12 protein-coding genes are annotated in these 15,043 nt (G+C 25.2%); 5 read left to right on the plus strand and 7 right to left on the minus strand.

What is annotated here, in order from left to right; all coding sequences use genetic code 11:
• Positions 1 to 586: 586 nt before the first annotated feature.
• Positions 587 to 913, minus strand: coding sequence for a hypothetical protein (locus MBCUR_RS07980; protein WP_157077715.1), 327 nt, complete (start codon positions 911 to 913; stop codon positions 587 to 589).
• Positions 914 to 1,115: 202 nt separating this feature from the next.
• Between MBCUR_RS07980 and MBCUR_RS07985 the strand changes: the two genes are divergently transcribed.
• The 4 genes from MBCUR_RS07985 to MBCUR_RS08000 all read left to right on the plus strand — a co-directional run bounded on the left by MBCUR_RS07985 (position 1,116) and on the right by MBCUR_RS08000 (position 2,483).
• Positions 1,116 to 1,382 (plus strand): hypothetical protein, encoded by a 267-nt coding sequence (locus tag MBCUR_RS07985; protein WP_067092365.1) that lies wholly within the window; start codon positions 1,116 to 1,118, stop codon positions 1,380 to 1,382.
• Complete coding sequence (locus MBCUR_RS07990) at positions 1,383 to 1,775, plus strand: type II toxin-antitoxin system VapC family toxin (protein WP_067092367.1); 393 nt, start codon at positions 1,383 to 1,385, stop codon at positions 1,773 to 1,775.
• Between the two features lie 191 nt (positions 1,776 to 1,966).
• Positions 1,967 to 2,224 carry an AbrB/MazE/SpoVT family DNA-binding domain-containing protein gene (locus MBCUR_RS07995; RefSeq protein ID WP_067092369.1) on the plus strand — a complete coding sequence of 86 codons (258 nt, stop codon included), beginning with the start codon at positions 1,967 to 1,969 and terminating at the stop codon, positions 2,222 to 2,224.
• Positions 2,196 to 2,483, plus strand: a complete 288-nt coding sequence (locus MBCUR_RS08000) for a type II toxin-antitoxin system RelE family toxin (protein ID WP_067092371.1) — start codon at positions 2,196 to 2,198, stop codon at positions 2,481 to 2,483. Before MBCUR_RS07995 ends, MBCUR_RS08000 begins: the two co-directional genes overlap by 29 nt.
• A gap of 3 nt (positions 2,484 to 2,486) precedes the next feature.
• On the opposite strand, the gene MBCUR_RS08005 is transcribed toward MBCUR_RS08000, so the two are convergent.
• The 6 genes from MBCUR_RS08005 to hypD form a co-directional block, all read right to left on the minus strand.
• Complete coding sequence (locus MBCUR_RS08005; protein WP_067092373.1) at positions 2,487 to 3,698, minus strand: restriction endonuclease subunit S; 1,212 nt, start codon at positions 3,696 to 3,698, stop codon at positions 2,487 to 2,489.
• Positions 3,699 to 3,709: 11 nt separating this feature from the next.
• The gene (locus MBCUR_RS08010; RefSeq protein ID WP_067092375.1) at positions 3,710 to 5,251 is read right to left on the minus strand and encodes a type I restriction-modification system subunit M; all 1,542 of its coding nucleotides are present in this window, start codon (positions 5,249 to 5,251) and stop codon (positions 3,710 to 3,712) included.
• A 27-nt stretch (positions 5,252 to 5,278) separates the two neighbouring features.
• Entirely contained in the window at positions 5,279 to 6,883 is a 1,605-nt protein-coding gene (locus tag MBCUR_RS08015) for an ATP-binding protein (RefSeq protein WP_067092377.1), read from the minus strand.
• Positions 6,884 to 7,021: 138 nt separating this feature from the next.
• Entirely contained in the window at positions 7,022 to 9,715 is a 2,694-nt protein-coding gene (locus tag MBCUR_RS08020; RefSeq protein WP_067092379.1) for a type I restriction endonuclease subunit R, read from the minus strand.
• Positions 9,716 to 9,920: 205 nt separating this feature from the next.
• Positions 9,921 to 11,255, minus strand: coding sequence for a TldD/PmbA family protein (locus MBCUR_RS08025; RefSeq protein ID WP_067092381.1), 1,335 nt, complete (start codon positions 11,253 to 11,255; stop codon positions 9,921 to 9,923).
• Between the two features lie 225 nt (positions 11,256 to 11,480).
• On the minus strand, positions 11,481 to 12,539 hold the full coding sequence (hypD, locus tag MBCUR_RS08030; RefSeq protein WP_394329084.1) for a hydrogenase formation protein HypD: 1,059 nt from the start codon (positions 12,537 to 12,539) through the stop codon (positions 11,481 to 11,483).
• Between the two features lie 452 nt (positions 12,540 to 12,991).
• Here hypD and MBCUR_RS08035 point away from each other — a divergent pair, with 452 nt between their 5' ends.
• Positions 12,992 to 14,584 (plus strand): ATP-binding protein, encoded by a 1,593-nt coding sequence (locus tag MBCUR_RS08035; protein ID WP_067092383.1) that lies wholly within the window; start codon positions 12,992 to 12,994, stop codon positions 14,582 to 14,584.
• Positions 14,585 to 15,043: the final 459 nt, after the last annotated feature.

A 15,043-nucleotide genomic window follows, 5' to 3' on the forward strand; every position in this document is an offset into this window, starting at 1 on the left:
AAATAAGCAAGAAAAACAGTAAAAAAAGGCAAAAATCCCATAATTTAAAAAAAATCTCCATAAAAATACAATTTTTAAAAAAAAAATAAAAAAATTAATTAAAAAAAGCAGGTTAATAGAAAATCTCATCAATACAATTTGCTGACTTAATAGCTGGAAGTTGCTTTCAATATTTTGAAAGAGGAAATTTAGAGTTCATTGATATTTTTAAAGATAAACATGAAACATACTTTTACAATAAATCTATTATTCCTAAAAAATAATCACACAACTTTTTTTTAAAAAAATCACTCAAATAAATTAATCATCACTAGTTGATGTTTAAAAATAATATATTGGTTGCATTATTTCCCTATATGCTCATTTAAAAGTGCAGACACATGAGGCATCCAGAAAAATAAAGACTTATCACAAACACATATATAATCTATTACAGTTTATATATAGCACTATACTATCAAACAACTATTTTTTTAACAAAATTAGATTAAATTGTAATTTTAATAGAATTATAGTTAACTACAGGGATTTTACAATTTTTTTCTCCTTTTTTTAAAGTGATTAACTCTGATTTTTCAAGTTTTTTTTATTTGTTTGTAACTGTGCTTATTTCCTTATTTAATTTAAGTGCTAATTCATTAAGTGAAGAAACTTTACTGTGTTTAATTGTATGAAGCATTTCAAAATCAGATACATTAAATGAAAGGTCTTCTATAAAAACTGTTAATTTTTCTTTTAATTTTTCTTTTGGGTGAAATTGGAAGCATTTCCAGTCTCCTAAATCAATTTTATCTAAGCTTGTTCCAATAAAACTCATTGATATCATTTTTAGGTTTTCTTTTTTCTTATATTTTTTTTCAAGTTCTTTTATTTTGTCTTTTCCTTTAACAGTTCTTGTCATTTTAATGGGCATAATTTTAATTTTATCGATGTATAACATTTTATTTTTTATTATATTCATATAATTTTGTATTTTTAGAAAATAAATTACAAATGACCTTATTCGGGTGAAACAAACATGTTACTTTAGTGATTCATATGTTATTTCACTAACACCCTATAAGTATAAATATTTCTACATACATAATTGGTATTAATTAAGAATGGTGATAATAATGAGTATTGTAGTAGACAATCCTAATATATTAAAAAGTATTAGTAGAATAGCTAAAAGGGAAAATAAGCCAGAAACTAAGGTTTTGGAAGAGGTAATAAAAAAAGGACTAAAAGAAACAGAACCTAAAATCCCAGAACACTTAATAGCTAATAAAGATACTTATAACCCTGACCCAAAAAGACTTATGGAAAGTGCAGGTTTTATCAAAGGAGTTAAACCTTTCAATGCAGTGGAACTAGTTAGAGAAATGAGAAGAGGAGAATAAATGATTTTTCTTGATACTAATTTCTTAGTTTCTTTTTATATAGATGAGGAAGAAGAACATAAAAGAGCTAATAAAATAATGGAGAAAATAAAAAATAAAGAAAAAATAATTTCTCGAGTAATTATAGCTGAAACAGTTAATCTAATGAACACTAAATTGAAAATTGACAAAAATAAAATAGAAAAAACATATAATAAACTAATTGAGGATTATACTCTTATAGAAGACCATTATTTTTACGATAATGCATTAAGAAAAACAATTGATTGGGAAAGGAGGTTACCTTATTTTGATTTTGTTATAATAAGTGTAATGGAAAATTTAGGAATAGAAAAAATAGCTTCTTTTGATAAACACTTTGATAATATAGCTGGAATAGCGAGAATACATTAATTTTTTTATAGCTATTTTCACTTATAAATTTCGTCGAAATTCATAATATTAAACAAACATTTGACTATTAAATTTACTTAAGAAAAAATAAAAATCAGATTTTTTCAGAAATAAAAATATTTATATATTTAAAAAAATAACAGTATACTATAATTACTATACTTACTATAATTTTAATGGAGAATATTTTTATGATTGCAGTTACAAATATGTTTGGTAAAAATCAAACTACAATTCCTAAGGAAATACGAAATAGATTGAATTTAAAAGGAAACATGATTATCGAATGGGATGTTAATGAAAAAAATGATGTCATTTTAAGATTTAAAAATAAATACACAGAAGAAGAATGTGATATTTTCTTTAAACACCTAGATAAAATCAGCAACGAAATGGATAAAGGCAAAAAGGTAATTGTAGATGTTGAAAAAGTCCTCAAAGAAAGCTGAATACTGTATTGCACTGTCTTGTGAAGTCAATATTTTCCTTGAAAAATTAAAAAAAAAGAACAAAGGATTTTACATAGAAATATATAAAAAACTCGCTAAAATAAAAGAAAACCCATTTAATGGAAAACCATTATCTAATAAACATAAAAACCATTTCAGTGAAAGAATTCGCAATTATAGAATCATTTATGAAATTAGTGGAGAAGAAATAAAAATATTAAATATTGGATCAAGAGATGAAATTTATAAAATAAAATAATATTTATACAAACATTTGTTGCAGTAATCCTTTTTTAAATTCTTGATTTTTATTTAATTCTTCTTCTATCTTTTCTATTTTTTTATCTATATTGGTTAAAAAATTAGCTATTTTCTCTTGTTCTTCTAATGAAGGAATGGAAGTTTTATAATTTAAAATATCTTTGTTAGAAATATTTGGTTGTGCACTTGAAGTAGGAATTGTATCTAAATAATATCTAAATAAAGAGGTATTAATCAATTGATAAATAAATTTTTTATTGCAGTTTTTACAATTAAACAGAGCAATTCTCTGATTAATATAAGCAAAACCTCCCTCCTTAACAATTCCATTTTTACCAAATGTAGCTCCAGATAAAGCAATCATAAAATCACCTACAAAAACTTTATAAATTTCATCAGGTGTTTCAGCACTATATGTATCAATTTTTTCTAAATTCACATAATTATTAATATCTCCGATTTTTATTACTTTATTCTTTATTTTTTCTTTAGTAAACAAAGAACTTTTAAATGCAAATCCTCCTTGCAGAGTTATAATATCATTTAATTTTTTTTCTTCCCAGTCAGGATAATTTTCACCATTAGCATTTTTAAATCTTAATTTCTGTGTGAAAAGTTGTTGCAAACAAAACTTCTTAAAATCCTTAAAATAGCTTAATTTATCTTCTAAAATGGTTATTTTTCTATCTATCTTAGTTAAAAAGTTTGATATTTTTTCTTGCTCTTTTATTTTAGGTAAATTTAGTTTTAATTTTTTAAGGGCTGATGAGTATAAATGAACAACAGAAACCCCTTGTGCTAAAGAAGCTATTTCCTTTTGTTTATTATTTAGATAATATGATAAAAACAGTGAATTTTCTTTTGTTTTAATAATATTTGTATCTCCCCCAATAGCTACTCCTTTTTTCATTACACATGAGGCAGTAGCTAAATCTATAGCTGTTTCTCCAGAAGTTGGAATGATAATATCATATTTTTCACTTAGTATTAAATCTTCTTTAGCAAGATTAGTTTTAGAAACAATTCTGGATATTTTCTCATTGTAAGTAGTATACAATTCCCCATATCTAATACATTCAATTCCTTCCTTAGAAATATTATTTTTGGATATTCCTTTACCTTTAGAAAAATTAGCAATATCTTCCAATTTTTTCTCTTCCCATTCATCACTAAATTCTGAAAATCGCAATTTTGGTGTGTTGTTTTTTGACATTTTTTTTACACCTAAAGTATTGGAGATTTTATTCCTAATTCTTTGCAGTATTCTTCTATTTTTTTGTCTACTTCTTCCATTTCTTTTTTATTTTTTTCTAGATTAGCTATAACTTCATTTAAGTCTATTGGTTCTTCTTCTTCGAATGTATCTACATATCTTGGTATGTTAAGGTTGTAATCGTTTTCTTTTATTTCTTTTAGGCTTGTTTTGTGGGAATATTTTTCTATTTCTTGTCTTTCTTTGTAAGTATTCATTATTTTGTCGATATCTTCTTCTCTTAGTTTGTTTTGATTTTTTACCTTTTCAAAATTTTTACTTGCATCTATAAATAGTACATCTGCATCATCTGTTCTGCATTTTTTAAATATTAGTATTACTGTTGGGATGCTTGTTCCATAGAATATGTTTGCTGGTAAGCCTATTACTGTATCTAAGTAATTTTTCTCTTCAACTAAGTATTTTCTAATTATTCCTTCTGCTGCTCCTCTAAAAAGTACTCCGTGAGGTAGGACTATTCCCATTGTTCCGTTTTCATCTAAATGATAAATCATGTGTTGAACAAATGCAAAGTCTGCTTTGGATTTTGGTGCTAACTTCCCATAGGCACTAAATCTTTCATCATCTAAAAAATGTGAATCTGCTGACCATTTGCTTGAGAACGGTGGATTGGCAACGATTGCTTCAAATTTCATATTTTTGTGTTGAGGATGTTCTAATGAGTCACCTTGTCTTATATCAAAGTCTGTAAATGGAACATCATGTAAAATCATGTTCATTCTTGCTAAGTTGTAGGTTGTTTGGTTTAATTCCTGACCATAGAAATCTGAAACTTGTGTTTCTTTTGCAACCCTTAAAAGAAGAGAGCCAGAGCCACAGGTTGGATCATATGCATTTTTCAACTTGGTTTTATCAAGACTTACAATTTTTGCAAGTATTTTTGAAACTTGTTGTGGGGTGTAAAATTCTCCTGCTTTTTTACCTGCACTTGATGCAAATTGTGATATTAAATATTCGTATGCATCCCCTAAAATGTCTTTTTCTTGGTCTTCTAATTTAAAATCAATATCAGATAAGTGTTTTAAGATTTTGCTGATTAGTTTATTTTTTTCACTTTCTGTTTTTCCAAGTTTTGAAGATCCTAAGTCTACATCTTCAAATAGGTTTTCAAAATCATTTTCACTTTCATGGCCTGTTGCTGAACCACTTATTCTTTTTAGAGCCCTTTCAAGATCTTCTAAAATAAATTCATTGTTTTTAGCTTTAACAACTACATTTTGAAAAAGACATTTTGGTTCTAAAAAGTATCCCAAATTATCTAATGCAACAGTAGTTAGTGCTTCCCTAAATTCTTCTTTATCATAAGCTTCATTAAATATTAAATTATCATTTTTTAATTGTTTATTTAAGTAGGAATCGATTTTTTCTGATAGATATTTATAAAAAATAAATCCTAAAATATAATTTTTAAATTCACTTGCATCCATATTTCCTCTAAGTTCATCGGCAATTGCCCATAGCTTACTTTCTAAATTATTCTGATATTGTGACATTTTTCTCATCTAATATTTTAATTATTCTCATTTTTTATATAGGCTTGAAGCTTTTTTTAAACCTAATAGCTTACATTTAACATTTCGTGGTTGGAAAGCTACTGATAGTAAAATAACATTTTTGTTTTGATATGGTTTGTAATATTCATTCCTTATGATTTGGCTTAATCCATCATCTAACATTTTATCCATAGATTCTGTTTCACTAAATTTAAATTCAATAATTAGAACATTGTTTTTTTGTTTAAGTACACCATCCATTCTTCCTTTGATGGTCATAACTTCCCCTTCAATGTCAAAACCTAATAATTGCAACCAAGAAATAGCTAAAATTTGATAATGTGCTTCAAATTCTTTTTTAATTTTACCATATAGTAGGTTTGGGATTTTATGAAGCAGAATCTCAAAAGATTTTTGTAAATTTTCTTCATCTAAATTTAAGATGTGTTTAATCATATTATTTGTCATTGGTTGTATCTGGCTCTCGTCATAGTTAGTGTAAGTTCCTAATATATAACTAAACAATGAATCATGAACTTCTTTATTAGGAATAGCTAATTTATATTCTGATGATTCCCCTAAAACCCCCTTTTCTTCTTCTTTTATTGTTAAGTAACCTGTTTGCAAAAGGGCTGTTGCAAAGTCTAAATTTTCAAGTTTAAAACTGGGAAATGATCCTGAAAATCTAGCACTTTTATTTACTAAGACTTCAGTGTCCACTCCTTTTTTATCAATAAGATCTATAAGTAATTTTGGTGTTCCTGTATCAAACCAATAATTATTAAATTTACCATTGTTAAAAAATTCAAGAATTGAAAAAGGATTATATAAGAAGTTCTCACCATCCCAAGAATAACCATCATACCATTTTTTAATTAAATCCAGTATAATCTCTGGACCAACATTATTGTTTTTGCTGATTTTATCAATGTGTTCTTTGAAATTATCCTCAAGATCTTTTTGGGTGTAACCACAGATATTGGTATATTTTGGATTAATTGTAATATCATCTAAACTATTAAAATCTGAAAATATTGAAGTTTTAGTGAATTTACTGATACCTGTTACAAAAATAAAATGAATATATTTATCATTTGGTTTTAAAACTTGATAAAAACTCCTTAAAACATCACGATTACTTTTAGCTATTTCAATATCATCTAAATGACTAGTTATAGCTTTATCATATTCGTCGATTAAAATAACAACTTTTTTGTCATATTTTTCATATATTCTCATGATTAATTCGCTAAATTTACTTGTTAAATCTTCACTTACAAGTTCTATAGAGTGCTTCATTTTAGTCATGTTAATGAAATCATTTAAAGACCTCTCCAATGTTTCAGGATTTTTATGACCTATAGTTGCAAAATCTAAATAAATCACAGGATAAGTTTGAGTCCAATCATATTTATCATAAATATACAATTCTTTAAATAATTTCTTATTTCCTTTAAACAACTCTTCTAATGTATTAACTAGTAAAGATTTACCAAATCGTCTAGGTCTTGATAAAAAATATATTTTACCTTCATTAACCATTTTATGAATGTATTTTGTTTTATCAATATAGGTATAGTTATTTTCTATTAATTCTGAAAATGTTGCAACTCCAATAGGTAATTTTTTCATTATATGTCTCCTTTAAATTTAAATTAATATTTATTTATTGGTTTCATATTTAATAAATTTTCCTAATTTTTGAGAAAATTTGATAATGTGCAAATCTTAGGGTGAAAAAATTAAGTGTCAGAAAAATTAAAAAATATTTTACCATGAAAACTTTTCTACTAATTCTATTATTTTGTTTTTAAGTGAATTTATTTTTGTTTGTCTATTAATTAATCCTAATTCTTCTTTAAATGACATTTGAAGATTATCATTCTTTATTTTTCCTGCAAATTCATAATCATTGATAATTTCATTTATAATGTCTTTTTTCAAATTTTCTTCCTCAACTAAGTGGTTTATAACTTTATTTTTTTCTTTTTCTAAATATACATCAAAATCATCTTCAATGTCTTCTGAATTCTGTTTACCTGTAATATTTTTCTCAATAAATTCTTCAATAAGGCCAACTTTGCTTTTAAGTTCTGGAGAGTTTTCCATTGTTTGAATAATAAATTCTTTATCCTTTTCAAATGAAGGTGCATCTACATTTAAACTTTTCAGTAGAGTTAAAATATATGAAACATTGATATTATCTCTTCTTATAAGTTCAATTTCAAAATCAATATCATCTAAAACTGAAACCTTATCTGGATCTTGATTACCAATATAAATATCCAAATATTTAGATTTGAAATCTGCAAACTCTTGCTCCGATATGTTCAAATCTTTAAAATTAAATTCTGTAAAAACTGTAAGTCTATTCATTATTCTAAGTAATTCCCTAAATATCTCAACAAAAATCTTTTTTTCTTTTTCTGAAGGCAAATAATCAACATTTTGAGGATCGAAAACAAGATCAAACAATTGTTTCAAAACACCATTAAAATCATCCACATAACTTAAATATGGTTTCATTAAAACTATTTCTGATGCATTTTCATCAGAATACAATGCAATTGCTTCATCAGTTTCATTTTTAAGGTTTCTAAAGGAAATAATATTTCCTTGTTTCTTTCTCTCATTTAAAAGTCGATTAGTTCTTGAAAAAGCTTGAAGTAATCCATGATACTTAAGATTTTTATCAACATACAAGGTATTTAAAGCTTTATTATCAAAGCCAGTTAAAAACATATTTACAACAAGTAAAATATCGATTTTCTTGTCTTTTGACCTTTTAGAAACATCTACATAGTACTCCTGAAATGTATCTGTAGAATAATTGGTTCCAAACATGTGATTATAATCTTTAATATGATCTTCTAAAGAATCTCTTGGATGTAATTTGTCAAAATCTTCATTATCCCCATAAGAGTAGATTGTAGCTATTTTTAAATCATGATCCATATTTTTAAATATTTCATAATACTTGTTTAATACTTCAATTGATGAAACAGCAAAGATTGAAGTAAACTCCCGATTATATGTTTTTGCATTATGATTTTTAACAATATAATCGGCAATTTTAGTTAATCTATCTTCTGATTCCATTAATTCTTTAGTATCAATAGCTTCTACTTCAATATCATATTTAGATCTATTTTTATACTTACCAATATATTCTACCATAAATCCTAAAACATTGTTATCAGATATTGCATCTTTAATTAAATAAGAGTGTAATCTATCACCAAAGATGTCTTTTGTTGTTCTTTTCTTATTAGCATTGACAGAAAAAATAGGAGTTCCAGTAAATCCAAAATATTGAATATTTGTAAAATATTCGGTTATATTCTTATGCATATCCCCAAATTGGCTTCTATGACATTCATCAAACATTAAAATCAATTTTTTATCTTTAACATTATCTAAACCTTTTTCATGTCTTTTAACTGCCATATCTAACTTTTGAATAGTTGTTATTATGAGTTTGTTATGCCCTTTTAGCTGCCTAATTAAAGATTTAGTGTTTTCTGTTCCATCTACTGAACCATCAGAAAAGCTATTAAATTCTTTAGTTGTTTGATAATCTAAATCTCTTCTATCAACAACAAATATTACCTTATCAATTTTAGGCTCACTACATAAAATTTGTGCTACCTTAAAGGAAGTCAAGGTCTTACCACTTCCTGTAGTATGCCATACATACCCATTTTGCTTAGATTCTAAGGCTTTATCTAAAATAGCTTCAACAGCATAATATTGATAAGCCCTAAGAACCATTAAAGACTTATCTGACTCATTAAGCACAACATATCTTGCAACCATCTTAGAAATATGGCATTTTTCTAAAAAAATATCTGTGAATTCATCTAAATTAGAAATATTGTTGTTATCCTGATTTTTCCAGAAAAAAGTATAATCAAAACTTAAATCCTTATTGTTAGCATAATATTTGGTATTTACACCATTACTAATTACAAAAATTTGAACATAATCAAAAAGTCCATTAAAAGAATGTGACCTATATCTTTTAATCTGGTTAAAAGCTTTTTTAAGCTCAATTCCTCTTTTTTTAAGTTCAATCTGAACAAGCGGTAAACCATTTATTAAAATGGTTACATCATATCTATTTTCATATTTTCCTTTAATTGTAATTTGGCGAGTAACTTGAAAAATATTTTTACACCAATCTTTACTATTAAAAAAGTCAATAAAAAGAGTTTCATTCTCACGTTCAATACGAAATTTGTCTCTAAATCGCTTAGATTTATCAAATACATTTCCTCCTTCAAGGTGAAGTAAGATTTTGCTAAACTCTTCCTCTTCTAACTCAATTTTATTAAATTTTTCTAATTGTGTTTTAAAGTTAGCTATTAAGTCTTTTTCATCAGAAATTTTAGCATTTTCATATCCATTTTCAACTAATTTTTTTATTAAGTTCTCCTCTAACTTTGCTTCACTTTGAGTAGCCATTATATGTCCCCTTTGAATAGATTTATAACTATTTCATTAACTTTATTATTTAAATTATGGATAAAAATGAAATTTTTCATTCAATATTATTTTAGACTAATAGTTCTTAGCTTATTTTTTATTAAGTAATATTACTTTATTAAACCACTATGTTATTAAACCATTATTTTATTAAACCATTGCTTTATTACACAATAGTATTTACTTAATCTCCTACTACTCTTAAATTTTCACATAAGATTTTAGGAATAATAAAGGAACCTTTCTGAATCACCTCTGATTTTAAAGCTTTTACTGTTTCAATTACTTTAAAAATATTACCTGAAATCATTGCTTTTTTAATAGGTTTTGTAATTTCTCCATTTTCAATTAAAAACGGATTGTTAATCTCAACAGAGAAATCACCAGATATAGGGTTGGCGGTATGTGCCCCTAAAACATCACTAGCAATTATTCCATTTCTAATCTCCTCCATATCTACAGATTGTTTAAAATCAAATAAAATATTCGAGGAGGAAGGAGCAGGCACAGATGAGTATGATCTAAATCCATTGCCAGTACTTAATTGTTTTTTATCTTCATCAATATCATCTAAGTTGTTATATTTATTAGAATTATAAACATCATATATAAAACCTTTTAAAATTCCATTTTCAACTAAAGGAGTTTTTTGAGAAGCTGTTCCTTCACTATCAGAAGTAGAAGACATTAACCCTCCATTAATTGTTCCATCATCATAAATAGACAAATCAGAAGAAGAAATTTTCTCAGAAACTTTATCTTTTAAAATAGAACGTCCTCTTAAAACAGCTCCTCCATTAAACCCAGATATAAAAGTGTTTAAAAGTCCAGTAGCTGCATGATAATCTAAAACAACAGTTTTATCCCCAGTGTCTATTTTTTCTCCACCAATTGAATCTATAGCAATTTTACAAACATTTTTAGATAAATCAACTACATTCAAATCAAATTTAGTTGAACTAAGAGAATCATAAAAGCTAGATTTCTCTCCACCATCTTCTGCAACAACTGCAATATGTGAAGAAAAAGATGTTGACTGATTTGAAACCTCAACACCATTAGAATTAACAACTAAAGATTTAAATAAACCACAATGAAAACCTGCAGAGCTTGTTTGACAATTTTCATCTTTTACTGTTGAAATAGACTCTTCTAATAAGTCATAAATTTCTTGAAATTCTAAATCATTAAACTTTTTATCATAAAGCCCTTTAACCTTTGGATATTTACTAGGAAATGTAAATGAAAAATTTTCATCATCTTCATTTAATTTAGAGTTCAAAAAGGCTTTATCAGGAATTTTAGAATAACTTTCAATGTCTGATGTATAAGCAAAGCCTATTTTATTCCCATTTAATATTCTAATTCCAATACCATAGTTATCATCATTTTTTGCAAAGTTTATGGTTTCATTTTCACTATCTAATTGAATTTCATTAGTATTTGAAATATAAATCTCATATTCATTAGAATATTTTAAAATTTCTCTTTTTAAATCTTCTACAACATCCATTAACATAAAAATCACCTAATACTTCAATTAAAAAAATAATGTAAAATTATATTAAAAAAAATTAATAAGTAAAAAAATTAATAAATAAATATTACTATAGAAAACATAGGTATTAAGAATAAAAATAGAAGCTAAAACTAAAAATCACTAAAAATTACTTATTAACACTACTAAATAATCATTATTTAAACAGTAAACATTAATTAAGCATCAATTAAGCATTAATGAAAGTTAAATTGTGGAATATCTATGAGCAATATTACATGTCCCCTCTTTACTAACCATACATGCACCAATTGGGTGAGTAGGATTACATTCTTTTCTAAAAAGTTTACAATCTTCAGGTCTAGCAACACCACGCAAAATTGGTCCACAGATACATCCCTTTGGAGCATCTTTAACATCTTTAACCTTAATATTAAATTTCTCTCTTGCATTGTATTTAGAATACTCATCTTTAATTTCAAGTACAGAATTAGGAATTTTAGGAAACCCTCTCCATTCCCTACTTTTAACTTCAAAAACCTCATCAATAGCTTTTTGAGCTTTAACATTACCTTCATCTCTAACTGCTCTTTTGTATTCATTTTCTATTTTAGCTTCATTATTTTTAACTTGACGAAGTAGCATATAAACAGACATTAAAATGTCTAAAGGATTAAATCCTGCCATAATCTGCGGAATATTATACTCTGTTGAAAACTTATCAAAAGCTTTTGTTCCAATAATAGTACCTACATGACCAGGCTCAATTAATGCATCTAAGTTAGTTTGACCAGACTGAATTAAAAATTCAAGTGCAGGAGGGATAAGTCTATGGGATGTTAAAACAGAAAAGTTTTCTGGAGGATTTGAAATTATTTCAGAAGCTGTTGTTGGAGCAGTTGTTTCAAAACCCGCAGAAATAAAGACAACTTCATTATCCATTTTTTCAGCAAGTTCAACAGCATTTGGTATCCCATAAACAACTCTAACATCAGCTCCTTCAGCTTTAGCATCATTTAAAGAGCTATTAGATCCTGGAACCCTTAACATATCCCCAAATGTGGCTATTGTTACCCCTTCATCAATTAATTTCAATGATTCATCAATTTCACGAGAAGGAACACAACATACTGGACAACCAGGACCCGCTATTACTTCAACTTCTTTAGGAAGCAATGTTCTTATTCCATTTTCCATTATAGTATGTTCATGGGATCCACAAACATGCATAATTTTTATAGGAACCGCTATTTCATTTATTCGATTAATTAATTTATTAGACAATTCTTTAATATTTGTACTCATTATAATCCCAGATTAACAATTAAGATAAATTTTTTAAAAACTATTGTAATTAAATAAAATTAGAAAAAAGAAAAATTAAAAAGACTAGAAAAATTTTAGAAAAAAATAAATTTTTCAAAAAAGTTCCAATAAGAGTATATAAACATGTGAATTATATAACATCCATAAATAATTTATTAATTTTATATTAATAATTTTAATTTTATATTAATTATTTATTATATGTTTTTTGTAATATATAGATTTTTTTTAAAAAAAAACAATCTTAAACTTAAGCAGTGGTTTATTTAATTTTTAAGAAAAAAATTAGCTTTAGAGCAGTCTTTTAAATAACAATATTTTTATATTGTTAAATAAATAGATATAATTAATTTATCTATTTCACTAAATTCTATTTAGATATTGTAAATAGCTTTGCTAAATAATGATATATTTATAATAGAGTGTATAAAATGAATATAAGAAGTAATTTACCTGTTGATGTGTCAGATTTTAAAAAACTAATAAATAGAAACAAAATATATGTAGATAAAACAAATATAATAGAAAAAATTATCTCTCTAAGAGGAACATATTATTTTCTTTCTCGTCCAAGAAGATTTGGAAAATCATTACTTTTAAGTACATTTAAAGAACTTTTTGAAGGAAACAAAGAATTATTTAAGGATTTATATATTTATAATAATTGGGAGTGGAATAAAACATATCCTGTAATACATGTTGATTTAAATGAAATAAAGTCAGATACAATTGAAAATTTTGAGAAATCTTTAAATTTCATCATAGACTCTATTGCTCTGAATGAATTTTCTATGGATCTTAAAGCAGAACTTTCTAACAATAAATTAAAGGAATTAATAAATAATATTCATGGTAGTACGGGTAAAAATGTTGTTGTTCTTGTTGATGAATATGATAAACCTATTCTTAGTAATATAAATGATGAAAAATTAGCCATTGGTATTCGTAATTCACTTAAAGACTTTTATGGTGCTTTAAAGAGTGCTGATAGTAAACTTGAATTTGTATTTATAACTGGTGTAAGTAAATTTTCTAAAGTATCTATTTTTTCTGATTTGAATAATTTAATTGATTTAACTATTGATCCAAACTTTTCAAATATTTGTGGCTATACTCAAGATGAAATTGAAGCTTACTTTTATGATTACCTAGTTGAAATTAGTGAAAATAATGAGATATCTGTTAATTATTTACTTGAATTGATAAAACAGTGGTACAATGGCTATTCATGGGATGGGAAAAAGTTTTTGTATACTCCATTCTCAATTTTGTCATTTTTGAATAATAATGGAGTATTTAATAACTACTGGTTTGAAACTGGAACACCAAGCTTTCTTATGGATTTAATTAAAAAAAACACTAATATTGATGTTTTGTTTGATGAAAACCTAAAATTGTATGGAACTTTTCCTAATTTTGATATTAAAAATCTTGATTTGAAAACTGTTCTTTTACAATCAGGCTATCTTACAATTAAAGACTCAAAAATTGTTCCTGGAGAATTACCAATTTATTCTTTAGATATTCCTAACAAAGAAGTTAGAAAATCATTATTTAGTTATATTTTAGGTTCTTATATTAATAAAACCGCTGAATCTGTCTACCCTATTGCAAATGACCTTTTTAGACAATTAATTGAAATAGATGAAAATGGCTTTACAAAATCTTTAGAAACACTATTTAGTAATATTCCTTATTCACTGCACAGTAAGCTTAATGATATGGAAGCTTTTTACCATGTCTTATTTTTATCTTGGATGAAAATAATTGGATTTGAAATCCAAGGAGAAATTATTCAATTAAAAGGTAGAGTTGATGCAGTATTATTAAAGGAAAATATTGCAGTTATTTTAGAGCTTAAATTTAGTAAAACAAAGTCTATAGACAATATCTTAGATGAAGCTATTAATCAGATATTAGAAAAAGAATACTACAAACCTTACCAAGATAAAAAAATTATTTTAATAGGAATTGCTTTTAAAGAAAAAGAGATTAAATCAAGAATTGAAGAATTTAAAACTTAATTTTAAAGTTTGTCCAGGAATTAATTTTAGTTGAACAAATGAGCAAAAATTTAAAGAAAAAATAGAAAACTATATCTTTTGACAAGTTTTTTCAACAGAATTTTAATTATAGACGAGAAACAAGGGATATGTAAAAACATATGAATTTTAGCAAATTATTAAGAAACTATGCAATGATTATTTTTTGTAAAAACATATATTTAATTAAAATATGTTAAAAGATAATAAATTATTAATACATATTTTATAAAAAAATGTTTAAAAATAACTATAATTAGCAAATAATTAATATTAATTAATTAAATTTGAATTAAAATATTTTAAAGAATAATAAAAATTAAATATTTTAAAAGTAATTATTTTTAGTAAATAGATATTAATATTAATTAAATAGAATTTTATTAAATATTTATGTTTATTTTTATAATAAAAGTTATTATAACTTTATAAATCCAATTT

Origin of the sequence: Methanobrevibacter curvatus, from assembly GCF_001639295.1 — an archaeon.
GTDB lineage: Archaea > Methanobacteriota > Methanobacteria > Methanobacteriales > Methanobacteriaceae > Methanoflexus > Methanoflexus curvatus.